The sequence below is a fragment of the Microbacterium sp. NPDC077644 genome (assembly GCF_040702785.1).
GTDB lineage: Bacteria > Actinomycetota > Actinomycetes > Actinomycetales > Microbacteriaceae > Microbacterium.
In genome coordinates, this window is the sequence record NZ_JBFBME010000004.1 from 60,210 (window position 1) to 85,275 (window position 25,066).

A 25,066-nucleotide genomic window follows, 5' to 3' on the forward strand; every position below is an offset into this window, starting at 1 on the left:
GGGCGTCAGTCTGCGAGGCCGGCGAGCTGATCTTCCAGATGGAAGACCTCGAGGTAGCGTCGGAGGCCGCCGCCGGGTCGGTCCTCGAAGAACTCGGCCATGTCGGCCTGCCAGCGGGCGTCGACCTCGGTCTCGGCCATCGCTGCCATGGCGCGTTCGGCGGACTCTGCCTCGAAGTAGCCGATGAGCAGACCGTCCTCGCGCAGGAACAGCGAGTAGTTCCGCCACCCTGTGTCGCGGAGCGCGCGGAGCATGTCGGGCCAGACCGCGGCGTGGCGCGCGCGGTACTCGTCGATCCGTTCGGGACGCACGCGCAGCTCGAAGCAGACGCGCTCGAGAGAGGAGCTCACGATCAGACCTCCCGGAAGTCGATGCCCAGCAGCGACGCCGCAGCCCGGTAGTCGCCGATGCGGTCGCCGACCGACAGGGACCAGTGGTGCCCGACGCCGGTGGCCGACCACGCATCGACCCACTCGCCGGGGTCGCGGGCGAAGTCGACCCGGCTCGTGGTGTTCCCGATCGCGAGCAGGGGCCCGGGCACGACGGTGCCCGTGGATGCCACGAACGACAGCGAGCCGTCGCGATCCTGACCGAGCCCCAGGAGGGTCACCGGGCCGTGCTGCACGTCGAACTCCACCGAGACGCCCCATCCGCGCTTGCCGTGGTACACGCCGAGGCCGCGCAGCAGCGGTTCGCGGCTGGACACCGCGAGATGAGCCGGCCCGTCATGCCCCATCTCGACGACGCCGTCCTCGAAGTTCAGCGCCTGGATCTCGCAGAACGAGCCCCCGGCTCCGACGACCTGCGTCGCGAGCTGCGCCACGGTCGTGCGCAGCTCGTACTCGCCGGTGGTGGGGATACCGCGCCCGGTGAGGAGCGACGCCCCGAGGATCATGCCGGCGCCGAGGCGCTCGTGGAGTTCGCCGTCGAGGCCCCGATGATAGTAGGCCAGCGTGTCGAGGCCGAAGTCGTCGACGAGCCGGTCGAGCCCCACCGAGACGCGGGCGCCCCATGCGAAGTCCTCGTCGTTCACGGAGTCGTCGAGGGTGAAGATCTCACGCGCGAGGTCCGTGCGGTCCTTCACCTCGGCATCGGTGACCGCATCCACCCGCACCCGCAGATCGTCGAACTCCAGGACCTCCACGTGGGATCCGAAGGTCGTCGGCAGCAGGGTGAGGTCGGTGGAGACGTCGAGCATGCCGGGGTACAGGTGTCCCATCAGCCCGTGGCGGGCGTGGCGCAGTGCGGCGCGGATGTGCGCGGCGTGGATCCACTGCTCGATCCGGGCCCAGGCCGACTCCTGCCGGAGCCAGCCCGAGACCGAGCGGAACTCGATGCCGGCGCGACGGAACACATTGCCCACCTCCGGCACGGGGCACTGGCCGCAGTATGCGAGCCAGGCCCCGGTGTCGAAGGACGCGTGGTCCATCTTCTCCGTCGGCTGCAGGTCGATGACGAGCACCGGCGCACCGGCGCGCTGCGCGATCGGGAGCACCATGGAAGCGGTGAGGTAAGTGGTGAGGAACAGCACGATCAGGTCGCAGTCGGCGCGGCGCAGCGTCTCCGCGGCGACAGCTCCTTCCTGCGCATCCGAGATGAACCCGACGTCGGTGACCTCGGCATCCATCGCCTGGAAGCGGTCGGACACGTATCGTGCCGAATCCTCGAGCTGAGGCCGCAGCGCCGGGAACTGCGGCCAGTACGTTCCCAGGCCCCCGGCGACGAGGCCGATGCGCGGCTTGCGGCGGGAGTGGGCGGGCAGGAGCTCGGCGAACCCCGAGGAGGTGGACGGCGTCATGATGGTTCCTTCATTCCGTAGTGGCTTCGATCGGAGGGCGGCCCCGCTGCGCCGGGCCGCCCTCCTGGCGATCAGAAGTCGTACTCGTCGATGTTGTCGGCGTTGAACACCGTCGGCGGACCGACGATGACGATGCCGCCCTCACCGACCTCGCGCTCGCCGAGGTCGCCGGCCTCGAACGTGTCGCCCGCGGCGCCGGTGATGTCGCCGTCGGCGAGAGCCTTGCCCGCGAAGGCCGCGACGTAGCCGAGCTGTGCCGGATCCCACAGGGCGAACTCGGTCACGGTGCCGTCCTTGACGAACGGACGCATCTCGTTGGGCAGGCCGAGGCCTGTCAGCGCGACCTTGCCCTTGTACTCCGACGTCGACAGGTAGCGAGCCGTGGCGGCGATGCCGACCGTCGTGGGCGAGATGATGCCCTTGAGGTTCGGGTGCGCCTGCATGAGACCCTGGGCCTCCTGGAACGACTTCGTGTCGTCGTCGTCGCCGTAGACCTTCGCGACCAGCTCGATGTCGGCGTAGTCGGGGTTGGAGTCGAGCTCCTCCTCGATGTACTTGATCCACTCGTTCTGGTTCGTCGCGTTCGCCGTCGCCGAGAGGATCGCGATCTCACCCGAACCGCCGATCTGCTCGGCGATGAGCTCGACCTGGATCAGCGCGACGTCCTTCGCGACGACCTGGCTGATGAACACGTCGCGGCAGTCCGGATTGGTGTCCGAGTCGAAGGCGACGATCTTCGCGCCGCCCGAGCGCGCCTCTTCCAGCGCCGGGCAGACGGCATCCGGATCGTTCGCCGCGATGACGATGACGTTCGTGCCCGCCTGGGTCTCGGCGTTGATGAACGAGACCTGGCTGGAGGCGCTGGCGTCGAGCGGGCCGACGACCTGGCTGGATGCGAAGCCCGCGGACTCGGCGCCGTCCTCACCTCCGCCGAGGACCACGTCCGTGTACGGGTTGTTCAGCTGCTTCGGGATGAAGGTGATGGTCTGGTCGCCGTCCTGACCCGAACCGTCACCTCCTCCGTCGCCTCCGCCGCCGGCGGCGCAGCCGGTCGCGATGAGCGCGACCGAGGCGAGTGCGGCGATGGCGGAGAGCCGGCGCCGTGCCCGGTGTGTGCGGATCCACTCCATTGTTTTTCCTTTCGTCTGCGCCGGTGCTAGGCGCGTGGTCGACCCGAGGCGGTGGCCTGGGGAAGTTCTCTGCGGACTCGTCTGTCGTGACGCCAGCGTCCGATCGCCTGCCCGACGCTTGGGGCGACGACGGATGCGATGAGCAGCGACCCGGTGACGATGATGAGGATCACCTCGGAGACGCGGCCGAGTCGCAGGCCGTAGTTGATGACGCCGATGAGCAGCACGCCGGCGACGACGCCGGGGATCGAGCCCCGCCCGCCGAAGATGGACACACCGCCGAGGAGCACGGCGGCGATCACCGCGAGCTCGAGGCCGCTGGCGTTGTCGGACCGCGCGCTCGAGTAGCGCAGCGTCCAGAAGATGCCGGCGAGCGCCGAGACGGAGCCGGTTCCCACGAACAGCCAGAACTTGGCGCGGGCGACGTCGATCCCGACGAACCGTGCCGCCTCCTTGCTGAATCCGATCGCGGGGAGGCCGCGGCCGAACGGCGTGAAGTGCAGCAGGATCGCGAAGAACGCGATCACGAGGGCGACCCCGATCATGACGGTGGGGATGCCGGTCGCCCCGAGCTTCGATGTGAAGAAGGCGGTGAGCTCCGGCGGGAAGTTCGCCACGGCGTTGTCGCCGATCACGACGAGAGCGAGACCGCGGAACAGAGCGAGCGTTCCGATGGTGACCGCGAGGGACGGGAGCCCGACCACGGCGATGAGGAAGCCGTTGACCGCACCGGCGACCGCCCCGACGACGAGCCCGATCACGAGCACGAGGCCGATGTCGAGTCCCGCCTGCCAGAGCACGCCGATGACGGCGCTGGTGAGACCCGCGATGCTCGCCACGGACAGGTCGATCTCGCCGGTGATGATCACCAGGGTCATCGGCATGGCGATGAGCAGGATGGGGATGACGTCGAGAAGCAGGAAGCCGGTCGTCACAGGGGACGCGAACCGCGGGATGCTGATCGCGGCGATGATGAGCGCGGCGATGAGCGCGTAGATCATCACGGCGTCGCGGCCGAGGAGGATGCGCGTCCACCCCGTGCGCCCTCGCGGCTCGGTCTCGAGCACGCCGGCGGCGATGACGGCTGTCGTGGTGGGGTCCGTGGTCGAGGTGCGGGCGGTTTCAGACATCGCGTGCCTCCGTGAGTCGCAGCTTGCGGGCGGTGCGGACGCTCGCGATCCGGTCGACGAGGATCGCGGCGATGATGAGGATGCCGACGACGGCCTGCTGCCAGAACTTGTCGACGCGCAGCGCCGTGAGGGCACTGGTGATCGTGGTCAGAAGGACTGCCCCGATCGCGGCACCCGCGACGGATCCGCTGCCGCCGAAGATGGCGACGCCGCCGACGACGGCCGCAGCGACGACGTCGAGTTCCATCCCCGTTCCCGTCGTGGCGCCGACGGAGTTGAATCGTGCGGCGTACAGGACGCCGGCGAGCCCCGCGAGCAGGCCGTTCACGACGAACGCGGTCATCACGCGTCGTGCGACCGGGATCCCGAACACCCTGGCGGCTTCCGGGTCGGAGCCGATCGCATACAGGTCGCGTCCGGAGCGGGCCCCGGAGAGGTAGATGCCGACGATCACGACGACGGCGATCGCCAGCAGCGTGATGATGGGGAAACCGAGCACGGTGTCGACGGCCAGGGCTCCGAACTCGTCCGGTCGATCGCCGGCGAAGTACTGGGTGCCACCCGCCCACGCGTTGTTGATGCCGCGGTACACGTACAGCGTGCCGAGCGTGATGACCAGGGCCGGCACGTGGGCGACCGTCACGAGCAGGCCGTTGATCGCGCCGAGCAGAGCTCCCAGGGCGAGACCGGCGAGGAAGACGACGGGGATGGGGATGCCCGGCGCATCCGCGAACAGCGTTCCCGTGAGGAACGCGACGAGCCCGAGGATCGAGCCCACCGACAGGTCGACGTTGCGCGTGAAGATCACCATCGCCTGCCCGACGGCGAGGATGATCATGATCGTCGCGTTGAGCATCAGGTCCTTGACGCCCTGCTGGCTCAGGAAGAGCGGGTTCGCCGCGTAGGTCACCAGGACGAGGACGATGAGCGCCGCGGCGACCGGGATCTCCCGTCGGCGGAGGATGCCGCTCAGGGGCGAGGTTCTCTCGGTGCGCGGAGCGCTCCGCGTTGCAACGGTCACTTCGTGTCCTCCAGCATCGGTGCGGGCTCGGCCGTGGCCGCCAGCATGACGTTCTCGGGCGTCGCATCCGCACGGTCGAGGCGCGCGGTCACCCGTCCCTCGCGCATGACGACGACGCGATCCGCCATGCCCAGAACTTCCGGCAGTTCGGACGAGATCATGAGGATCGCGATCCCGCGGGCGGCGAGATCGGAGATCAGGCGGTGCACCTCGGCCTTCGTCCCGACGTCGATGCCGCGCGTCGGCTCGTCGACGATGAGCAGCCGGGGCTCGGTCGCGAGCCATTTCGCCAGCACGACCTTCTGCTGATTGCCGCCGGACAGTGTGGAGACCGCGAACTCCGCGGAGCCCGTCTTCACCTGCAGGCGCTGCGACCAGGTGTCGGCCGCCCGCCGTTCTGCTGCCGTGTCGATGATCCCTGCGCGGCTGAGGGTGTTGCGCAGCGTGAGGGTGAGGTTCCGCCCGACCGAGAGGTCCATCACGAGCCCCTGCTTGCGGCGGTCCTCCGGGACGAATCCGATGCCGGCGTCTATCGCCGCCTGCGGGTTGCCCGGTTTCAGGCGCGCCCCGCTCAGCGTGACGGAGCCGGTGTCGTAGGGGTCGATGCCGAAGATCGCGCGGGCGACCTCGGTCCGGCCTGCTCCGACGAGCCCGGCGAGGCCGACGATCTCACCGGCGCGCACCTGCAGGTCGACGTCGCGGAACACACCTCGACGAGACAGGCCGCTCACGTCGAGCACGACCTCCCCGATCGTCGCGTCCTGCTTGGGGAAGAGCTGATCGATGTCGCGTCCGACCATCTCCCGGACGATTCCGTCGACGGTCGCTGCGGCTGTGTCGTGCGTGCCGATGTACCGGCCGTCGCGCATGACGGTGATGCGGTCGGTCAGGGCGAAGATCTCGTCGAAGCGGTGCGAGATGAAGAGGATGCCGGCGCCGGTGTCGCGCAGCGAGCGCGCGACCGTGAACAGGCGTTCGACCTCGACGCCGGAGAGCGCGGCGGTCGGCTCGTCCATGATGAGGATCCGGGCGTCGATCGAGATGGCCTTGGCGATCTCGATGATCTGCTGATCGGCGATCGAGAGCCCCTCGGCGGGGCGGTCGGGATCGATCGGGACGCCCAGGCGTTCGAAGAGCGCCATGGCTTCGCGGCGCATCGCGGAGCGGCTGATCAGCCCGAGCCTGCCGCGCGGCTGCCGACCGATGAAGATGTTCTCCGCGACCGTCAGGTCGGGGAACAGGGTCGGCTCCTGGTAGATCACGGAGATCCCCGCCGCCTTGCTGTCGGCGACGGTGCGGAAGGCGACGGGCACGCCGTCGACGAGGAAGTCTCCGGCATCGGGGTGGTGAAGCCCGGCGAGGATCTTCACCAGCGTCGACTTTCCGGCGCCGTTCTCGCCGACGAGCGCGTGGATCTCGCCGGGGAGGAGTTCGATCGTCCCGTCGGCGAGTGCCACGACGGGGCCGAAGGTCTTCGCGGCCCCGCGGAGCGACAGCAGCGGAGCCGGTGCGTTCGATGGAGCGATGCTCATGCGCCCCACCCGGCCTGGACGCCGCCGACGCGATCGGCGGCGATCTTCTGCTGATAACCGGATGCCGCGTAGGCGGCCATCGGGTCGGCATCCATGCCGCGCGACTCACGCCACTCGGCCAGCGCCGGGCGGACGTCGGTGTAGAACGCGTCCATGAAGACGGCGTTCGCCGCGAGCACATCGCCCGACTTCTGCGCAGTCGTCAGCGCGTCGCGATCGACGAGCAGCGCCCGCGCGGTCATCTCCTGCACGTTGAGCACCGAGCGGATCTGGCCGGGAATCTTGTCCTCGACGTTGTGGCACTGATCGAGCATGAACGCGACATCGGGATTGTTCAGGCCGCCGCCGCGGATCACCTCGAAGACGATGCGGAACAGCTGGAACGGGTCGGCCGCCCCGACGATGAGATCGTCGTCGGCGTAGAAGCGCGAGTTGAAGTCGAACGAGCCGAGCTTGCCGAGGCGCAGCAGCTGCATGACGATGAACTCGATGTTCGTGCCCGGCGCGTGATGGCCGGTGTCGAGGCACACCATCGCCTTCTCGCCCAGGGCGCTGACCTGAGCGTAGGACGTCCCCCAGTCCGGAACATCGGTGTGATAGAACGCCGGCTCGAAGAACTTGTACTCGAGGACGAGGCGCTGATCATCTCCGAGGCGCGCGTAGATCGTCTGCAGCGACTCGTGCAGCCGGTCCTGGCGGCCGCGGAGGTCTGCCTGGCCGGGGTAGTTCGACCCCTCGGCGAGCCAGATCTTCAGATCGCGGCTGCCGGTGGCATCCATCACGTCGATGCACTCGAGGTGGTGATCGATCGCCTTATGACGGATCGCGGCATCCTCATGGGTCAGCGCGCCGAACTTGTAGTCGTCGTCCTGGAAGGTGTTCGAGTTGATCGTGCCGAGCTCGACGCCCAGGTCCTCGGCGTGCTTGCGCAGGTCGCCGAAGTCGCACATGTCCCACGGGATGTGCAGCGCGACGGTCGGCGCCAAGGCCGTGTGCTTGTGCACCTGCGCGGCATCCGCGATCTTCTCGAACGGGTCGCGCGGTGTGCCCGGGGTGCCGAACACCTTGAACCGGGTGCCCGAGTTGCCGAAGGCCCAGCTGGGCAGCTCGATCGACTGCTTTTCGAGCTCTGCGAGGACCGTGGGGGTGAGGATGCTCATGGGCGCGGTGCTTTCGTTGTCTTCGTTGACTCGGACGTCACAGTATGAATCGTTTCATTCGTTGTGTGATCGAACATAGACTGTGCTTTGATTGCATGTCAAGAAGCGGATGAGTCCGCAACTGATTCGTTTCATTCCGGAGGATCGCCATGGTGAGCGTTCGTGACGTCGCAGCCGACGCCCGCGTGTCGGTGGGCACCGTCTCGAACGTGCTCAACCGCCCGGAGCGGGTCGCACCCGAGACCGTCGAGAAGGTGCACGCATCGATCGCGCGGCTCGGGTTCGTACGCAACGACGCCGCGCGGCAGCTGCGGGCCGGGCGCAGCAAGTCGATCGGCCTGGTCGTGCTCGACATCCGCAACCCCTTCTTCGCCGAGGTGGCGCGCGGGGCAGAGGAGCGCGCGGCGGAACACGGCTACTCGGTGCTCGTGGCCAACAGCGACGAGAAGCACCAGCGCGAGTCGACGCACCTCGATCTGTTCGAGGAGCAGCGCGTCGCAGGCGTCCTCATAACCCCCGTGCAGGAGGCCCTGCCGCGGCTCGAGCGCATGCGCGAGCACGGCATCCCCGCAGTCCTCGTGGATCGCGAATCGCACGACTCGCGGTTCTGCTCCGTGGCCGTCGACGACGTCATGGGCGGCCGGATCGCCGCTGCCCACCTGCTCGATCAGGGGCGGCGCAGGCTCGCGCTGGTCGGTGGCCCCGCGGCTCTGCGGCAGGTGTCCGACCGACTCCGTGGGGCGCAGGATGCCGCAGCGGAGCGCGGCGTCGGCGTCGAGTTCATCGCCACTGATGCGCTGAGCGTCGAGGAAGGGCGGCTCGCGGGGGAGCGGATCCTGGCGCGCGACCGGTCCGACCGCCCCGACGCGATCTTCGCGGCCAACGACCTGCTCGCGCTCGGACTGCTGCAGAGCCTGGTCATGACCGGCGACGTGCGCGTGCCGGACGACATCGCGCTCATCGGCTACGACGACATCGACTTCGCCGCAGCCGCCGTCATCCCGCTCAGCTCCGTGCGCCAGCCGGCGGCGCTGATCGGATCGACCGCGGTCGACCTGCTGCTCGGATCGAGTCACCCGGCGGACGAGCATGTCCGCTTCGAACCTGAGCTCGTGGCGCGCGCATCCACGCTCGGCACCTGACGTCGGGTTCCCGGCGGGCAGGCCCGGTCACCCCGCGAACACGGCCCCCGGGTTCATGATCCCCTGCGGATCCAGCGCCTTCTTGATCCGCTCGTTCAGCTCGAGCACGTCGTCGCCCAGATAGTCGCCGAGCCACGGCCTCTTGAGCCGTCCGACGCCGTGCTCGCCGGTGATCGTCCCGCCGAGCGCGATCGCGAGATCCATGACCTCGCCGTACGCGAGGTGCGCGCGCTCCCGCTGCGCATCGTCGGCCGGATCGAACACGAGCACCGGGTGCGTGTTGCCGTCACCGGCGTGCGCGAGCACCGCGATCGTCACCTCGAGCCTTCTCGAGATCTCTTCGATACCCAGCACCAGGTCGCCGAGCCGGGGGACCGGAACGCCGACGTCCTCGAGCAGGATCGTGCCCATCCGCTCGATCGCCGGGATCGCCATCCTCCGCGTCTGCACGAACGCCTCGCCCTCATCGGAGTCCGCGGTCGCGAAGCACTCCGTCGCGCCGTGCCGCAGGCACACCTCTTCGATCGTCGCGATCTCCTGCGCCGCAGCATCCGCGTGCCCGTCCGACTGGATGACGAGCATCGCCGCCGCGTCCACGTCGAGACCCATGCGCGTCGCCGCCTCGACCGCGCGGATGGTCGGGTTGTCCATGAACTCCAGCATCGACGGGCGTGCACTGCGGGTCGCCTCGATGACGGCGCCGGTCGCGCCCTCGAGCGTCGGGAAAACCGCCACCAGCGTCGTGGGCGGCAGCTGCGGCGGCACGAGCCGCAGGATCACCTCGGTGATCACCCCGAGCGTCCCCTCGCTGCCGACGAACAGCTTCGTGAGCGACAGCCCCGCGACATCCTTCACCCGCGGGCCGCCCAGGCGCACCGCCCGCCCGTCGGCGAGCACGACCGTTATCCCGAGCACATAGTCGGTCGTCACCCCGTACTTCACGCAGCACAGGCCGCCCGCGTTCGTCGCGACGTTCCCGCCGATCGAGCAGAACTCGAACGACGACGGGTCGGGCGGATACCACAGGCCGTGAGCGGACGCCGCGGCCTTCACCTCCGCATTGAACGCGCCGGGCTGGACGACGGCCATCCGCGTGTCCGGATCGACCGAGATCGACCGCATCCGATCCAGAGACAGCACGATCGCGCCGGCCACGGCCGTGGTCCCGCCGGACAGCCCCGAGCCCGCGCCGCGCGGGATCACCGCCGTCCCCGTCTCGGCCGCCAGTCGCACGACGGCCTGCACGTCCTCGGTCGAGGTCGCGCGCACGACCGCGAGCGGAACCCCGGCGGCAGGATCGTTCGCACGGTCCCAGCGGTACGCATCCATCGACGCCGGATCGGTGATGACCGCCTCGTCGGGGAGGGCATCGATGAGCCTGTCGGTCAGAGACCTCGTCGTCTGCGGCATCCATTCACAGTAACGCGGTGCGCTGGGGCTTCGACTCGCTGTCGCGCGCTCAGCCCGTTTCGTCTCCGACGGCTTCGCCGTCTGCGCTCAACGACCCACGTGCGGCGACCCGGTCGGGTAGTGTCGGCTGACATGAGTACGGCAACGACGCGCGCACCGAAACGCGAGGCCTTCGGCTCTCGCAACGTCTTCATCCTCTCGGCCATCGGCTCGGCCGTCGGCCTCGGAAACATCTGGCGCTTCCCGTATGTCGCATACGAGGGCGGCGGCGGCGCCTTCCTCATCCCGTACCTGTGCGCGCTCCTGACCGCCGGCATCCCGCTGCTGTTCTTCGACTACGCGATCGGACACCGCTTCCGCGGCTCGGCACCGCTCGCATTCCGCCGCCTGCACCGCGCGGCCGAGCCGCTCGGCTGGTGGCAGGTGCTCATCTGCGTCGTGATCTCGGTCTACTACGCGGTCATCATCGCGTGGGCGGCGATGTACACCTGGTTCTCGGCGCAGCTCAGCTGGGGCCCCGGCAACGAGAACGACTTCTTCTTCGGCGACTTCCTCAACATGGGCGATGTCGCCGGGGGCATCTCGCTCGAATTCGTTCCGCAGGTCGGCATCCCGTTGCTCGTCGTCTGGGTCGTGACGATCGTGATCATGGGCTTCGGCGTCAAGCGCGGCATCGGCGCGGCGAACTCGGTGCTGCTGCCGCTGCTGACGGTCATGTTCATCGTCCTCGTGGTGCAGTCGCTGTTCCTCCCGGGGGCCATGGACGGGCTCAACGCGTTCTTCACGCCCAACTGGCAGGCTCTCGGCGACCCCGCCGTGTGGGCCAGTGCGTACGGGCACATCTTCTTCTCGCTGTCCGTGGCGTTCGGCATCATGGTGACGTACTCGTCGTACCTGAAGCGCAAGACCGACCTGACCGGCTCCGGCCTCGTGGTCGGCTTCGCGAACTCGGGATTCGAGATCCTCGCGGGCATCGGCGTCTTCGCCGCCCTCGGCTTCATGGCGCAGGCGCAGTCGGCCCAGGTGTCCGACGTCGCCTCTGCCGGCATCGGCCTTGCCTTCGTCGCCTTCCCGACGATCGTCTCCCAGGCCGCCGGTGGCCCGCTCATCGGCGTTCTCTTCTTTGGCGCGCTGACGTTCGCAGGGCTGACCTCGATGATCTCGATCCTTGAGGTCATCGTCGCCGCCATCCAGGACAAGCTCGGCTGGGGTCGCGTACGCGCGACGCTCATCGTCACGATCCCGCTGGCGGTCATCTCGATGGCGTTCTTCTCGACGACCACGGCGCTGGCGGTGCTCGACACGACGGATGCCTTCGTCAACGCCTTCGGTATCATGGCGGTCGCGCTCGTGGCGGTCATCGTGGTCGCCTGGCTGCTGCACAAGCTCCCAGTTCTGAGCGAGCACCTGAACCGCCGCTCGAGCTTCCGCACCGGCCTGACCTGGAAGCTGCTGGTGGGTCTGCTCGCCCCGATCGTGCTCGGCTACCTGTTCATCAGCGAGCTCATCGCGAAGATCAACACCCCGTACGGGAGCTACCCCGACTGGTTCCTGTCGATCTTCGGGTGGGGCATGGTGATCTCCCTCGTGATCCTCGCCGTGGTGCTGTCGCTCGTTCCATGGAGCCGGCGTTCGCACGCCAAGGACGACCCCGAGTACGACGAATTCCTCGTCGAGGAGAGCTACGAGCCGGATGCCGAGACCGGAACGATCCGGACGACCGAGGGAGCGGGAGCATGACGACGCCGGCAATCATCTTCATGATCATCGCGATGGTCACGGTGTGGGGCGGCCTCGTCGCCGCGATCGTGAACCTCGTGCGTCACCCCGAAGAGGCAGAGAGCGAGCCGGCGCCGCCGGTCGAGCTCTGACCTCGGATCAGCGCAGGCTCTGCGCGAGTCCGACGAGGATGTCCTCCGGGCCTCTGACGTAGCAGAGCCGGTACACGTCCTCGTACTGCACGACCTCGGTGCTCACCAGGCGCGTTCCGTGCTTCTCCAGCCGGGCGATCGTGTCGTCGATGTCGTCGACCTCGAACATCACCCGCAGGTAGCCCAGCGCGTTCACCGGAGCGCTGCGGTGGTCCTCGATGATCTCCGGCGCGACGAACCGTGAGAGCTCGACCCGCACCGCCGGCTTCGAGGGCGTCGGCGGTGAATGCCTCGTCCCAGTAGTCGCTGACCATGCCGCTCTTCCATCGGTAACGGCGGCGGCTGACCAGTCCCATCGGGTCGGCGAGGGTCGCCCCGAAGAACGGCTCGGCTGCGGGTGCGCGCCAGTCGACGAGCAGCTGGCGTCCGTCGGGGCCCGCGAGGCCGAGGCGGCCGATGTAGATGTGGTCGCCGGCGTCGGTGACCATGCGTCCGAGGCACATGTCGATGCCGTAGCGGCGCAGCATCGTCAGACGGGCGCCCAGGCGATGGATCTCGAGGTCGCGCTCGACGGCGGCGCCGCCGACCCCGCTCGGTGCGGCGAGCACCCCATCGAGTCGAGCGGATGCCGTGGCGAGGTTCTCGCTGAGCGTTTCGGCGATGGCGGAGAACTGCTGGTCGTCACGAGCGGTGAGTGCGGGGTCGGCCTTGTGGGCGAGGCCGTGAGAGAGGTGGAAGGCGGTGAGGGAAGGCTGGTTCACGGGGCTCCGATTCCGGCGCGCATCTGCGGTTCTCGTTGCGCACGATCGACAAGTATGCGCCCCCGAGGGGCCCTTGCCGCAAGCCCCCACCCGGCCGGTAGACTGGAAGTGCGGGAAGATGGAGGCATGGCTTCCCCCACCCCGCAGACGCAGCGCAATGCGCTTGCTCCAGGGCTCCTCGCCGCGATCGCCCTGTTCCTGTCTCCGCTGTTCACCGGAGACAACGTCGTCGCGACGATCATCTTCTACCTCGTCCCGATCCTCGCGCTGATCGTCGCGTGGTTCGCCTGGCAGGCGCGGCAGTGGTGGTGGACGATCGTGTTCGTCGCGATCGCCGTGATCTGGAACCCGGTGTTCCCGTTCGGCTTCACCGGCCAGGTGTGGACGGCCGCGCAGTTCGTCGCGGCGCTCCTGTTCATCGCCGCCGGCGTGCTCGTCAAGAACGAGCGCGCCGCGGCGTAGTGCGCTGCGCATCCGTCGCGACCGAGCGCGAGCCGGCGATGACGTGGCACACGATCGGGATCGCGCGTAGCGTGCGGGTATGGACGATCACCGACCCGACCCTGCAGAAGAGAGCCGCCCCGAGGAGACAGCCGAGAGCGTGGCCCACGCCCGGGAGAGTGCGCCGCTCGGAGGCGACGAGACCACCGAGGAGCAGCTGGATGCCGACATCGAGGTCGAGGAGGACATGTTGAAGTCTCTCGATCCCGATGACAACCCCGCCTGAGCTGTCCCGGGGCCCCGCGTCGCCCGGCGGATGAGATCCTTGAAGGATGAGTTCTCCTGACGCCCTCACGGATGCCGAGGTCCTCCGCATCCGCGAGGACTTCCCGATCCTGCACACCGAGGTGAACGGGCATCCGCTCGTGTACCTCGACTCCGGGGCGACCTCGCAGCGTCCGCTCGCCGTGCTCGACGCCGAACGCGACTTCGCGATGACGCTGAACTCCGCCGTGCACCGCGGCGCGCACACCCTCGCCGCTGAGGCGACCGAGGCTTTCGAAGACGCGCGGGGCGCGCTCGCGCGCTTCGTCGGAGCCGACGAAGACGAGATCGTCTGGACCTCGAACGCCACCGAGGCGATCAACCTCGTCGCCTATGCGTTCTCGAACGCGGCAGCGGGCCGCGGCGGTGCGGATGCCGCGCGATTCCGGATCGGTGCGGGCGACGAGATCGTCACCACCGAGATGGAGCACCACGCGAACCTCATCCCGTGGCAGGAGCTCGCCGCCCGCACCGGCGCGACGCTGCGGGTCATCCCGCTCGATGACGACGGCGCACTGCGTCTCGACGAACTCGAGACGCACATCACCGAACGGGCGAAGATCGTCGCGTTCACGCACGTGTCCAACGTGCTCGGCGTGATCAACCCCGTCGCCGTGCTCGTCGAGCGCGCTCGCGCCGTCGGTGCGCTCGTCCTGCTCGACGCGTGCCAGTCGGCGCCGCACCTGCCGCTGGACGTGAAGCAGCTCGACGTCGACTTCGCGGTGCTGTCCGGTCACAAGATGCTCGGCCCCACGGGAATCGGCGCGCTCTACGGCCGCCGAGAGCTGCTCGCCGCGATGCCACCGTTCCTCACCGGCGGGTCGATGATCACGACGGTCACGACGACCGAGGCGGAGTACCTGCCGCCGCCGCAGCGCTTCGAGGCGGGGACGCAGCGCGTGTCGCAGGCCGTCGCGCTCGCCGCCGCCGTGCGCTATCTCGACGAGGTCGGGATGCCGCGGATCGCCGCCCATGAGGAGCCCCTCGGCCGCCGGCTCGTCGAAGGGCTCGCCGCGATCGACGGCGTCCGCGTCCTCGGCGCGGGCATCGACCTGCCGCGGGTGGGGCTGGCGAGTTTCGACATCCCCGGCATCCACTCGCACGACGTCGGCCAGTTCCTCGACGACCGCGGCATCGCCGTGCGCGTCGGCCACCACTGCGCCCAGCCGCTGCACCGCCGGCTCGACGTCACGTCGTCCACGAGGGCGAGCACCTACCTCTACTCGACCGAGGCCGAGGTCGACGCGTTCCTCGAGGGCGTCGCCGCGACCATCGGCTTCTTCCTCGGCGGCGTCGCCGCCACTCGCGACATCGGAGCGCGCTCATGACCTCCAGCGACCTGCAGAACCTGTATCAGGAGCTGATCCTCGATCACTCGCGCACCCCGCACGGCTTCGGGCTGCGCGATGAGGTCACGGCCCAGTCCCACCAGCTCAACCCCACCTGCGGCGACGAGATCACCCTGCAGGTGCATCCCGCCGCGGACGGCACGATCGAGGCGATCGCGTGGGAGGGGCACGGCTGTGCGATCTCGCAGGCCTCGGCCTCGCTGTTCGCCGACCTCGTGGAGGGTATGACGGTCGCCGAGATCCAGCAGCGCATCGACGTGTTCCGCGAGGCGATGCGCTCGCGCGGAAAGATCGAGCCCGACGAGGAGCTCCTCGGCGATGCCGCGGCCCTCGGCAGCGTCTCGCGCTACGTCGCTCGGGTGAAGTGCGCGATGCTCGCCTGGGTGGCCGCCGAGGATGCTCTGCGCAAGCTCGACTGACGGAATAACGTCGCACCGACGGCGTTGCACCACCGCATGACAACACTCGGAATCATCGGTGCAGGACACATCGGCAGCCAGGTCGCGCGTGCCGCGGTCGCGAACGGATACGACGTCGTGATCGCGAACTCGCGAGGACCCGAGACGCTCGGCGACCTCGTCGCGGAGCTCGGACCGAAGGCACGCGCCGCGACGCCCGTCGAGGCAGGGGAGGCCGGTGACGTCGTCGTCGTGACGGTGCCGCTGCACGCCCTGACTCAGGTGCCCGTCGAGCCGCTCGCCGGCAAGATCGTGCTCGACACCAACAACTACTACTTCGAGCGCGACGGGCACATCGACGCCCTCGATGCGGGTGAGACCACGACCTCGCAGCTGCTGCAGGAGCACCTGCCGACCTCGAAGGTCGTGAAGGCGTTCAATCACATCCGCTCCGGCGAGATCACCACCGACGGCTCTCCCGCCGGCACGGAGAACCGCCGCGCGCTCGCGATCTCCAGCGACTTCGATGATGCCGCCGCGTTCGCGACGAGGTTCTACGACGAGATCGGCTTCGACGCCGTCAACGTCGGGCCCCTGAGCGAGTCCTGGCGGGTCGAGCGCGACCGCCCGGCGTACGTCGTGCGGCAGAACGCCGCCGAGCTCACCGAGAACCTCGCGAAGGCGAACCGCCTGCCCTGACGGAGCATGGTCGCGCTGCCGCGGTGGCCGGTTCTCCGCCGCCGCGGCACCGTCGCCGGTATACCGTTTCCTGGGCGAACGCGCGGATGAGTGGCAGAATTGCTCGAATGGGGGAGAAATCTGGGGAACTCGAGTCAGCACGCGTCGCGCGCGTGCTGCGGGACGACATCGTGCTGGGGCGCAGGAAACCGGGGTCCAAGCTCGTCGAGCGCGACATCGCCGCAGAGCTGAACGTCTCGCGGCTTCCCGTCCGGGAAGCCATCCGTGCACTCGTCACCGAGGGCATCGTCGTCTCGCGTCCACGCACCTGGGCAGTGGTCCGCGAGTACACTCGGGACGACGTCCGCGAGTTCGCCGAGGTGCGCGGTCCGCTCGAGACGATGCTCTTCACGTACGCCGCCGAGCGTCATGACGAAGCCGATCTCGCAGGGCTCCTGCGGGTGCTGGAGCGCGAGGAGCAGGCCGCCCGGGACGGCGACCTCCTCGCGGCGCAGAACGCGGCGGTCGACTTCCACGCCTACATGACCGTCCTCGCGCGCAACGCCGTGCTCGTCGAGCTGGTGGGCGTGTTCGGCACGCGCCTGAAGTGGATCTTCGGCCTGTACGAGGAGCCCGACACGATGGCCGTGTCGCATCGCGAACTCTACACGGCGATCGCATCCCGCGACGTCGAACTGGTGCGCCGCCTCGTGGCCGATCATCTCGCCGAGGGATTCGCGGCGGCCGAGCGCCGCTTCGGGTTGCCGGAGGCGTCCGCCGGCTGAGGCCTCTCCGCGCGCTCAGTGCACCGGCGTCGTCGTATCGGTGGCATCGCGCAGCTGACCGCGCATCGCCCGCCAGTAGCCGGAGGGCGCCGCCCGCACGATGAGATCGATCAGCCGCGCCTCGCGGCCGACCATGGTCCTCGCGCGGCGCAGCTCCGTCGCGCGGATGATCCGCGCAGCGGCATCCGCGGGTTCGGTGTGGTACATCGCAGCCTGCGCCGACGCCGCACGTGCCGCGACCGCCGGGTCGATCGCGGCGGCGTACCGGCCGTGCAGGATGATGCCGGTCCGCACGCCCGCCGGGTAGACGGCGCCGACCGTCACCGGGCTGCCCTCGAGCTCGTGCCGGAGCGCCTCCGAGAAACCGCGCACGGCGAACTTGCTCATGGCGTAGGGGATGCGTCCGGCGGGAGCGGCGAGGGCGTACATGCTCGCGAGATGCGTGATGTGCGCGGCCGGCTGTGCGCGCAGCGCCGGCAGCAGGGCCTTGGTGATCGATACAGTGCCCCACAGATTGACGTCGAGGAGCCAGCGCATCTCGTCCATGGTGAGCTGCTCGATGCTGCCGAGCATCGACGACCCCGCGCACGTGATCAGGGCGTTGATGCGCGGATGCGCCGCGATGATCTGCGTCGCGGCATCCGCCACGGCGGCGTCCTCGCTCAGGTCGACCACGTGCGTCGTGACGCGGCCGGGAAGGCCCGCGGCGAGGGATGCCAGCGCCTCGGCATCGCGATCGATCAGTGCGAGATCGACGCGTGCCGCCGCGAGCAGCCGCGCGATCTCAGCGCCCATTCCGCTGGCGGCGCCGGTGATCACGGTCGTGTTTCCGGCCAGGGTCAGCCGTCGCATCGCATCCTCCTCCAGCACTCGGGTCGTGCCGTTCGCGTCATTGCAGGTGGGGAGAACCTGTCCGTTCTATTCTGGCCGACACCGGCGTCGGCGGGTGACGATACGATCGGGAGAGGAGGTCGGGGTGGGAAAGACTGCGGATGCCATCGCCGAGGGCGTCGCGATCGCCACGGCCGCAGCTCGGCTGACCGTGAAGAACCACATCCTGGTCGGCACGATCGCTCAGGGCGGCGTCTTCGATCCGGCCCAGTACCTGGGCGACGCCCGCGAAGCGCTGCTGGCGATGGCACGCGAGTCCGAGAACGCGGCCGAGGCGATGACGCGACTGCGAAAGCGTGCGCGCGGGCGGTACTCCGACCCGGCGGGCACGCATGACTACCGCGATCGCGATGTACGCAACCTGCGGCGCAGAGCCAGGCAGTACGCCGGCGTCGCCGAGAAGCTGGTGGCGATGTCGGACGACGCCGAGAAGCTCGGTGCTCTCGTCGAGGGCGCCCGCGAGGCGGCGTGGGCCGATGTGCGCAGCAACCTCGATCGCCGGCTCATCGTCGAAGGCATGCGCCCGGATCAGGACCCGGACTACGACACGATGCGCGAGGCGCGGATGCAGGCTCTGCGCCTCGTCGACCTCCAGGCGCTGTCCTCGCAGCAGCGGGCCAAGCGCAAGCGCGAGACGGCGTCCTGACGCCCGGTTTCGCGTTCGCGTGCTCCGTCATGTATTCTTGCTGAGGCCCGTTTCACCGGAACAGGCCGAGAAATGCGCCACTAGCTCAATGGATAGAGCATCTGACTACGGATCAGAAGGTTAGGGGTTCGAGTCCCTTGTGGCGCACACTGTGTTGAGACAGTAGTCGAGCCCCGTCGCGAAAGCGGCGGGGCTCTTTTCTTCCCTGCGTTTCGGCGCCGCCAGCGTAGCCTGGAGGAGTGACTGCGTACGTCTCGGCCTTCGACCTGTTCTCCATCGGTGTTGGGCCGTCCAGTTCCCACACCGTCGGACCCATGCGCGCCGCGCTCGACTTCGTGCAGCGGTTGAACGCAGGCGGGGCGCTCGCGGATGCGGCCAGGGTCACGTGCACGCTGTACGGGTCGCTGGGCGCCACGGGGATCGGGCACGGAACCCCGGATGCCGTCGTCGCGGGACTGCGCGGACTCGCGCCGGAGACCTGCGACCCGGCCGAAGTCCGTTCGGCGTGGTCCGCGTACCCCGAGGGCGCTCCGCTGCTGCTGGCCGGCGAGCATCCGGTGCCGTTCGTGAAGGACGACATCGAGTTCGCCCCTCGCACGCGACTGCCCGGCCACCCGAACGCCATGACGCTGCGCCTGCACGACGCGGCCGGCGACGTGATCGCCGAGCACACGTACTACTCGATCGGCGGCGGGTTCGTCCGGCGCGACGGCGAGGAGGCGCAGATCGCAGCGGGCGGCTTCCCGCTCGACTACACGGACGCCGCGACGCTCCTCGCGCTGTGCGATGAGCGCGGCATCACGATCGCCGACGTCGCCCGCGAGAACGAGATGGCGCTGCGCTCCGAGCAGGAGGTCGCGGCCGGTCTCGACGCGATCTGGGACGCCATGGCCGGATGCGTGGATGCCGGACTCCATGCGGACGGCGTGCTGCCCGGCATCCTCAAGGTCAAGCGCAGGGCCGGGGCCATCCGCGAGCAGTTGGATGCGATCGAGGCGGACGGTTCGCCCGCGATCCCGGGGGAGTGGCTGGGCGCGTTCGCGCTCGCCGTGAACGAGGAGAATGCGGCGGGCGGTCGCGTCGTCACCGCACCCACGAACGGCGCCGCCGGCATCCTCCCCGCCGTCGCGATGTACTGGTGGCGGTTCCTCGCCGACTCCGGGCTCGGCTCCGGCAACGCCGTCACCCCGTACGGTGAACTCGTCGGCAGTGCCCTCCTCGGCTTCTCCGGGGGCGATGCGCGTGCCCTTGACGGTTCGTTGAGCGAGCGAAGCGAGACGAAACGGCTTGAGCGACCGGAGGGAGTCGAAAGCGAACCGTCCCCCGAGCAGATCGCCGAGGCCAACCGGCGCCGCGGCATCCGGCGCTTCCTCCTCACCGCGACCGCGCTCGGGTCGCTCTTCAAGGCGAACGCGTCCATCTCGGGCGCCGAGGGCGGCTGCCAGGCCGAGGTCGGCTCGGCGTGCGCGATGGCGGCGGGCGGTCTCACGGCTGTCATGGGCGGCACGAACCGGCAGATCGAGAACGCCGCCGAGATCGCGATGGAGCATCACCTCGGCCTCACCTGCGACCCGATCGGCGGGCTCGTGCAGATCCCCTGCATCGAGCGCAACGCGATCGCGGCATCCACCGCCGTCACGGCGGCGCGGCTCGCGCTGCGCGGCGACGGCGAGCACTACGTCTCGCTGGATGCCGTCGTCGAGACGATGCGGCAGACCGGCGCCGACATGTCGACGAAGTACAAGGAGACCAGCGAGGGCGGTCTCGCGGTCAACGTCATCGAGTGCTGACCGCGGTGAACGTCGGCGGTCGTAGGCTGTCGGCATGGTGAGCAGACGCGGCAGGGGGCGCCCTCCGGGCGACTCGGATGCCCGCGAGCGGATCGCGGCCGCGGCGATGCACGAGTTCGGCGAGCACGGCTACGACGGTGCGACGATGCGCGCCATCGCCGCCAGGGCCGAGGTGGATCCCGCGCTCGTGCACCATTACTTCGGCGCCAAGGCGGATCTGTTCGCCGAGGTCGCGGGCTTCCCGGTGCGGCCCGACCGCGAGGTGCCCGCGATCCTGCGCGAGCGCAGGTCGGATGCGGGGGAGCGGATCGTGCGCTTCGTGCTCGAGGCCTTCGAGCGGCCCGATGTGCGAAAGCGCGGCGTCATGGTGCTGCGCACCGCGGTCAGCGGAAAGCTCACAGGACCGCTCGTCACGGGGTTCCTCTCGCGCGAGCTGCTGCCGAGGATCGCCGCCGACCTGGATGCTCCGGATGCCGAGCTGCGCGCCACGCTCGTGGCTTCGCAGGTCGCCGGTCTCATCATCGCCCGGTACATCGTGGAGCTTCCGGCGATGAAGGAGGCGTCGATGGGCGAGCTCGTCGAGCGGATCGGGCCGACGATCCAGCGCTACCTGTTCGACTGAACCCCTTGACGCGGGACGGGCGCGGATCAATAATTCATCACATGATGAATAATGCCGCGGTCGAGATCGACCGGCTGCACGTGCGCCGAGGATCGGTGCGCGTGTTCGACGGCGTCGATCTGACGATTCCTCGCGGACAGATCACGGGCCTGCTCGGGCCGTCGGGGTGCGGCAAGACCACGCTCATGCGGTCGATCGTCGGCGTGCAGAAGGTCGCGTCCGGCACGGTCACGGTCCTCGGCGAGCCCGGGGGCTCGCGGCAGCTGCGGCATCGGGTCGCGTACGGCACTCAGGGCGCTGCGGTCTACGGGGATCTGAGCGTCCGGCAGAACCTCGCGTACGCGGCATCCCTTCTGAACGCGCCGAAGGGCGATGTCGACCGGGTGATCGACGAGGTCGGGCTGCGCGCCCAGGCCGGGCAGCTGGTCGAGAGCCTGAGCGGTGGGCAGAGCACGCGGGTCTCGCTCGGGATGGCGCTGATCGGTGCCCCCGAGCTCGTCGTGCTCGACGAGCCGACCGTGGGCCTGGACCCCGTGCTGCGCTCCGAGCTGTGGCAGCTGTTCCGCGAGCTCGCCGACCGCGGTGTGACCATGATCGTGTCGAGCCATGTCATGGACGAGGCGCAGCGATGCGACCGGCTGCTGCTCATGCGCGAGGGGCGGATCATCGCCGACACGACCCCCGCATCGCTTCTCGAGGAGACCGGCACGACGGATGCCGAGGCGGCATTCCTCGCCCTCATCGAGCGGGATCGATCGGACTCGGCACCGCGGTCCCGGCGCGAGGCCCGCGAGCAGGACGCCCGCGAACAGGAGGCAGGGGAATGAGCATCCGCCGCACCTTCGCCACCGCCGGACGTGTGCTCGCGCAGCTGCGGCACGACCCGCGCTCGATCGCGCTCATGCTCATCGCGCCGAGCCTGCTCGTCGGGCTGTTCGCCTGGCTGTTCAGCGACAAGGAGGGCGTGTTCGATCAGTTCGGCGGCGCGATCCTCGCGCTCTTCCCGTTCATCGTGATGTTCCTCATCACCTCGATCACGACACTGCGCGAGCGGCGATCCGGCACGCTCGAACGGCTCATGACGACACCGCTGGGCAAGCCCGACTTCATCCTCGGCTACGCGCTCGCGTTCGGGCTGATGGCGCTGCTGCAGGCTGTCATCACCGTGACCTTCGCCGTCTGGGTGTGCGGGCTCGACGTGGACGGGCCGCTCTGGCAGCTCGGTCTCGTCGCGGTCGTCGACGCCCTGCTCGGCACAGCGCTCGGACTGCTCGCGAGCGCCTTCGCGCAGACGGAGTTCCAGGCCGTGCAGTTCATGCCGCTGCTCGTGTTCCCGCAGATCATCCTCGGTGGACTGTTCATGCCGCGCGATCAGATGCCCGATGTGCTGCACGCGATCTCGGACTGGTTGCCGCTGAGCTACGCGATCGACGCGATCGGCGCGGTCGCGGCGGGCGACGAGGGATGGGACGTCTACAGGCCCCTGTTGGTCGTCGCCGCCTTCCTGGTCGGCGCGCTGCTGCTCGCCTCGCTGACGCTCCGCCGGCGGACCCGTTAGCTCTGGCCACCCGTCGCTCGTTTCTTCGTATGCCGGGTCGGTGCAGCCGCCCACGGGTCCTCCGGCCACGGATGCTTCGGGTACCGCCCGCGCATCTCGGCGCGGACCTGCGCGTACGGCCCCGACCAGAACGAGGCGAGATCGTCCGTGACGGCGAGAGGCCTGCCGGCAGGAGAGAGCAGGTGGAACAGCACGGGCACGCGCCCACCGACCAATCGCGGCGTCTGCGCCCACCCGAAGCACTCCTGCAGCTTCACCGCGACCACCGGCCGCGCGGTCGGGTCGTCGAGCGGCGGATAGGCGATGCGGACTCGCGATCCGCTCGGCACCTCGAGACGCTCCGGCGCGAGCGTGTCGAAATCTGTCGCGGCCGGCCAGGGCAGCAGGCGACGAAGCGCCGGCGCGAGATCGATCCTGGCGGCAGGGCGGCCGCCGGCGAGGGCGTCCAGTTCCGGACCCAACCAGTCGTCCAGCCGATCGAGCAGCGCCGCATCGGACACGTCGGGCCACGGCATCCCGAGCTCGAGGTGCAGCAGCGCGAGACGCCGGCGCAGGTCGCCTGCGGCATCCGACCAGGTGAAGAGTTCGAGACCGTTCCGGGTCACGGCACGACGCACGGCGTCGTGCCCGCCGCCGTCGGCCTGTGCGCGCAGGGGGACCGATGATCGCACGATCGCGCCGATGCGACGTTCACGGCGCGCGATGACGCGACCATCGGCGAACTCGACCTCGACGCGGTCGGTGCTCAGGTGACTGGCCGCGTGCTCGATCTGCTCCTCGGAGATCGCCGCAGCGGAGCGGATGACCGCTCCCGTGTCTGCGGCCGCCCTGCCCCGCGCACGGGTGATATCGGCCACGGCGAGCCACGGCGCATCCGCGAGTGGACCGGTGATGCCGGCGCGCGTGCCGGATGCCAGCAGAAAGGTCGCTCCGCTCTTCGCACGATCCATCCGCCGCGCAATGCGCTCGGGGAAAGCGAGCGCGACGACGAGGCCGACGTCCTCCGTACTCGACCCGGTCTGTTCCGCGTTCGCGAACGAGGCGTTGCGGAGGAGCCTGGCGACCTCCTGCGTCCAGCGACGCGTGTCCGGTGCTCGACGTGTGCGGAGCGCGAGCAGCGAGGCGGCGATGTCGCCGTCGGCGATGCGGATGTCCCCGCCGATCAGCGCGACGACCTCTGCCGCGAACCGCGCCCCGACCAGCGGAGCACCGTCGCGCAGCGCGCGGGCCAGCCGCGGATCGGTGGGGATGCGGGCGAGTTCGCGCCCCGCATCCGTCGCCCGGCCCTTTTCGTCGAGTGCGCCGATGCTGCGCAGTGCGGCCACAGCGTCGGTCAGGCTGTCCGCCGGGAGCGGGTCGAGCAGCCGGAGCCCCGCGCCACCCGGCGTGCCCCAGCATGCGAGAAGGAGTGCTGCGTCGGCGAGGTCGGTCGTCGCGATCTCGGGGGCGGGGCGGGTGGGTGCCGCAGCGAACGTGCGCTCGTCGACGCAGCGGATGACCGTTCCCGGACCCAGGCGGGTGGCGCGTCCGGCACGCTGGATCATCGAAGCCCGCGAGGTCTGGCCTGTGACGAGACCGGTCATGCCGCGAGCGGCGTCGCGCTGCGGGTACCGCGACAGGCCGGTGTCGATGACGAGCCGCACGCCGGGGACGGTGAGCGATGATTCGGCCAGCGATGTCGTGACGATGATGCGCGGCGGACCCGCGGACGCGCGGCCGCTGATCACGGCATCCTGTTCGCGAGCGGGCAACCGGCCGTGCAGCTCGCGGACGTCGAACTCCGTGGCATCGCGGCGGAGGTGGTCGGCGATGACGGAGACCTCCCATGCGCCGGGCGCGAACACCAGCACGTCGGCGGCCGGGTCGCTCGCCCGAAGCGCTCGAGCCGCGGATGATGTGACGCCCGCGACATGAGCGAGGAAGTCGCGCGTGACCCCGCGGTCGTCCAGCCGCCGGCTCGTGCTCGGCGCCCAGCGTTCTTCGAGCGGATGCTGCGGCACGGTCTGCGTGACGATGGGAGCCGGTCTCGCATCCGACCCGATCACCGCGGCGACGCGGTCCGCATCGAGCGTCGCCGACATGGCGACGAGGACGAGATCTTCGCGAAGCTCGCGCACTTCGCCGAGGAGTCCGATCAGCAGGTCGGTCTCGAGCGCGCGCTCGTGGACCTCGTCGATCACGACCGCGCCGACGCCGTCGAGGGCGGGATCGTGCAGGAGCCGGCGCAGCAGCACCCCGGCGGTGACGAACTCGATCCGCGTCTGGTCGTCGACCTCGCGCTCGCCGCGGACGGTGAAGCCGACGCGGGTACCGAGCGGTGTGCCGTCGAGCCGGGAGAGTCTGCGGGCAGCGGCGCGGGCGGTGACACGGCGTGGTTGCGTGACGATCACACGGCCGGTGACGCGGTTCGCGAGGCTCGGCGGCACGAGCGTGGTCTTGCCCGTGCCGGGCGGGGCGCTGACGACGGCGCCGTCGCTGCGATCGAGTGCTGCGTCGAGGTCGCCGACCGCTGCCGCGAACGCCAGGCCGTCGCCGATGCGGGCGAGGTCGAACGGCGCGGTCTTCACGGTTCCATCATCTCGCGCGGCTTCGGCTCCGTCGCTTCGCGACTGCGCTCAGCCCGTTTTCG

At 69.6% G+C, this 25,066-nt stretch carries 25 protein-coding genes and 1 tRNA gene; 15 read left to right on the forward strand and 11 right to left on the reverse strand.

The annotated features are described in order from the left end of the window. Positions 1–5: 5 nt before the first annotated feature. The 7 genes from AB0269_RS14245 to rhaI all read right to left on the reverse strand — a co-directional run bounded on the left by AB0269_RS14245 (position 6) and on the right by rhaI (position 7,771). Complete coding sequence (locus AB0269_RS14245; protein ID WP_366211956.1) at positions 6–356, reverse strand: L-rhamnose mutarotase; 351 nt, start codon at positions 354–356, stop codon at positions 6–8. Continuing rightward, positions 353–1,798, reverse strand: a complete 1,446-nt coding sequence (locus AB0269_RS14250; RefSeq protein ID WP_366211911.1) for an L-fucose/L-arabinose isomerase family protein — start codon at positions 1,796–1,798, stop codon at positions 353–355. Before AB0269_RS14250 ends, AB0269_RS14245 begins: the two co-directional genes overlap by 4 nt. 71 nt (positions 1,799–1,869) lie before the next feature. Then, positions 1,870–2,928: a rhamnose ABC transporter substrate-binding protein gene (rhaS, locus tag AB0269_RS14255; protein WP_366211912.1), complete on the reverse strand. Its 1,059-nt coding sequence runs from the start codon at positions 2,926–2,928 to the stop codon at positions 1,870–1,872. A gap of 26 nt (positions 2,929–2,954) precedes the next feature. Next, positions 2,955–4,058, reverse strand: coding sequence for an ABC transporter permease (locus tag AB0269_RS14260; protein ID WP_366211913.1), 1,104 nt, complete (start codon positions 4,056–4,058; stop codon positions 2,955–2,957). After that, positions 4,051–5,079 carry an ABC transporter permease gene (locus AB0269_RS14265; protein WP_366211914.1) on the reverse strand — a complete coding sequence of 343 codons (1,029 nt, stop codon included), beginning with the start codon at positions 5,077–5,079 and terminating at the stop codon, positions 4,051–4,053. Before AB0269_RS14265 ends, AB0269_RS14260 begins: the two co-directional genes overlap by 8 nt. Then, on the reverse strand, positions 5,076–6,611 hold the full coding sequence (locus AB0269_RS14270; protein ID WP_366211915.1) for a sugar ABC transporter ATP-binding protein: 1,536 nt from the start codon (positions 6,609–6,611) through the stop codon (positions 5,076–5,078). The genes AB0269_RS14265 and AB0269_RS14270 overlap by 4 nt, the downstream gene beginning before the upstream one ends. Beyond that, a complete protein-coding gene (gene rhaI / locus AB0269_RS14275; RefSeq protein ID WP_366211916.1) occupies positions 6,608–7,771 on the reverse strand; it encodes an L-rhamnose isomerase in 1,164 nt (387 codons plus the stop codon). The genes AB0269_RS14270 and rhaI overlap by 4 nt, the downstream gene beginning before the upstream one ends. 149 nt (positions 7,772–7,920) lie before the next feature. Between rhaI and AB0269_RS14280 the strand changes: the two genes are divergently transcribed. Beyond that, positions 7,921–8,913: a LacI family DNA-binding transcriptional regulator gene (locus AB0269_RS14280; RefSeq protein WP_366211917.1), complete on the forward strand. Its 993-nt coding sequence runs from the start codon at positions 7,921–7,923 to the stop codon at positions 8,911–8,913. A 27-nt stretch (positions 8,914–8,940) separates the two neighbouring features. Here AB0269_RS14280 and AB0269_RS14285 read toward each other — a convergent pair whose 3' ends face one another. Next, positions 8,941–10,323, reverse strand: coding sequence for an FAD-linked oxidase C-terminal domain-containing protein (locus AB0269_RS14285; protein ID WP_366211918.1), 1,383 nt, complete (start codon positions 10,321–10,323; stop codon positions 8,941–8,943). A 132-nt stretch (positions 10,324–10,455) separates the two neighbouring features. On the opposite strand from AB0269_RS14285, the gene AB0269_RS14290 reads away from it, so the two are divergent. Both AB0269_RS14290 and AB0269_RS14295 read left to right on the forward strand, forming a co-directional pair. Then, positions 10,456–12,063 (forward strand): sodium-dependent transporter, encoded by a 1,608-nt coding sequence (locus tag AB0269_RS14290; RefSeq protein WP_366211919.1) that lies wholly within the window; start codon positions 10,456–10,458, stop codon positions 12,061–12,063. Then, positions 12,060–12,194, forward strand: a complete 135-nt coding sequence (locus AB0269_RS14295) for a methionine/alanine import family NSS transporter small subunit (RefSeq protein WP_227530097.1) — start codon at positions 12,060–12,062, stop codon at positions 12,192–12,194. The genes AB0269_RS14290 and AB0269_RS14295 overlap by 4 nt, the downstream gene beginning before the upstream one ends. A gap of 7 nt (positions 12,195–12,201) precedes the next feature. Here AB0269_RS14295 and AB0269_RS14300 read toward each other — a convergent pair whose 3' ends face one another. Further along, positions 12,202–12,453 carry a hypothetical protein gene (locus AB0269_RS14300; protein WP_366211920.1) on the reverse strand — a complete coding sequence of 84 codons (252 nt, stop codon included), beginning with the start codon at positions 12,451–12,453 and terminating at the stop codon, positions 12,202–12,204. A gap of 628 nt (positions 12,454–13,081) precedes the next feature. On the opposite strand from AB0269_RS14300, the gene AB0269_RS14305 reads away from it, so the two are divergent. From AB0269_RS14305 to AB0269_RS14330, 6 genes are all read left to right on the forward strand, one after another. Next, the gene (locus AB0269_RS14305) at positions 13,082–13,417 is read left to right on the forward strand and encodes a DUF6804 family protein (RefSeq protein ID WP_366211921.1); all 336 of its coding nucleotides are present in this window, start codon (positions 13,082–13,084) and stop codon (positions 13,415–13,417) included. Between the two features lie 79 nt (positions 13,418–13,496). Next, positions 13,497–13,682: a hypothetical protein gene (locus AB0269_RS14310; protein ID WP_366211922.1), complete on the forward strand. Its 186-nt coding sequence runs from the start codon at positions 13,497–13,499 to the stop codon at positions 13,680–13,682. A gap of 46 nt (positions 13,683–13,728) precedes the next feature. After that, a complete protein-coding gene (locus AB0269_RS14315; RefSeq protein ID WP_366211923.1) occupies positions 13,729–15,048 on the forward strand; it encodes a cysteine desulfurase in 1,320 nt (439 codons plus the stop codon). After that, positions 15,045–15,488 (forward strand): Fe-S cluster assembly sulfur transfer protein SufU, encoded by a 444-nt coding sequence (gene sufU, locus AB0269_RS14320; RefSeq protein ID WP_366211924.1) that lies wholly within the window; start codon positions 15,045–15,047, stop codon positions 15,486–15,488. The genes AB0269_RS14315 and sufU overlap by 4 nt, the downstream gene beginning before the upstream one ends. A 36-nt stretch (positions 15,489–15,524) precedes the next feature. Next, positions 15,525–16,166 carry an NADPH-dependent F420 reductase gene (locus AB0269_RS14325; RefSeq protein WP_366211925.1) on the forward strand — a complete coding sequence of 214 codons (642 nt, stop codon included), beginning with the start codon at positions 15,525–15,527 and terminating at the stop codon, positions 16,164–16,166. 107 nt (positions 16,167–16,273) lie between these two features. Continuing rightward, a complete protein-coding gene (locus AB0269_RS14330) occupies positions 16,274–16,930 on the forward strand; it encodes a GntR family transcriptional regulator (protein ID WP_366211926.1) in 657 nt (218 codons plus the stop codon). 15 nt (positions 16,931–16,945) lie between these two features. Here the strand turns inward: AB0269_RS14330 and AB0269_RS14335 are convergent, their stop codons facing one another. Further along, positions 16,946–17,782, reverse strand: a complete 837-nt coding sequence (locus AB0269_RS14335; protein WP_366211927.1) for an SDR family oxidoreductase — start codon at positions 17,780–17,782, stop codon at positions 16,946–16,948. Between the two features lie 124 nt (positions 17,783–17,906). On the opposite strand from AB0269_RS14335, the gene AB0269_RS14340 reads away from it, so the two are divergent. From AB0269_RS14340 to AB0269_RS14365, 6 genes are all read left to right on the forward strand, one after another. Next, positions 17,907–18,467 carry an asparagine synthase gene (locus AB0269_RS14340; RefSeq protein ID WP_366211928.1) on the forward strand — a complete coding sequence of 187 codons (561 nt, stop codon included), beginning with the start codon at positions 17,907–17,909 and terminating at the stop codon, positions 18,465–18,467. 74 nt (positions 18,468–18,541) lie between these two features. Further along, positions 18,542–18,614, forward strand: a tRNA-Arg gene (locus tag AB0269_RS14345). Between the two features lie 92 nt (positions 18,615–18,706). After that, positions 18,707–20,257, forward strand: coding sequence for an L-serine ammonia-lyase, iron-sulfur-dependent, subunit alpha (locus AB0269_RS14350; RefSeq protein ID WP_366211929.1), 1,551 nt, complete (start codon positions 18,707–18,709; stop codon positions 20,255–20,257). A gap of 34 nt (positions 20,258–20,291) precedes the next feature. Further along, a complete protein-coding gene (locus AB0269_RS14355) occupies positions 20,292–20,879 on the forward strand; it encodes a TetR family transcriptional regulator (RefSeq protein ID WP_366211930.1) in 588 nt (195 codons plus the stop codon). A gap of 41 nt (positions 20,880–20,920) precedes the next feature. After that, the gene (locus AB0269_RS14360; RefSeq protein ID WP_366211931.1) at positions 20,921–21,706 is read left to right on the forward strand and encodes an ABC transporter ATP-binding protein; all 786 of its coding nucleotides are present in this window, start codon (positions 20,921–20,923) and stop codon (positions 21,704–21,706) included. Then, complete coding sequence (locus AB0269_RS14365) at positions 21,703–22,437, forward strand: ABC transporter permease (protein ID WP_366211932.1); 735 nt, start codon at positions 21,703–21,705, stop codon at positions 22,435–22,437. Before AB0269_RS14360 ends, AB0269_RS14365 begins: the two co-directional genes overlap by 4 nt. On the opposite strand, the gene hrpB is transcribed toward AB0269_RS14365, so the two are convergent. Then, positions 22,434–25,004 carry an ATP-dependent helicase HrpB gene (gene hrpB, locus AB0269_RS14370; protein ID WP_366211933.1) on the reverse strand — a complete coding sequence of 857 codons (2,571 nt, stop codon included), beginning with the start codon at positions 25,002–25,004 and terminating at the stop codon, positions 22,434–22,436. The genes AB0269_RS14365 and hrpB overlap by 4 nt on opposite strands. Positions 25,005–25,066: the final 62 nt, after the last annotated feature.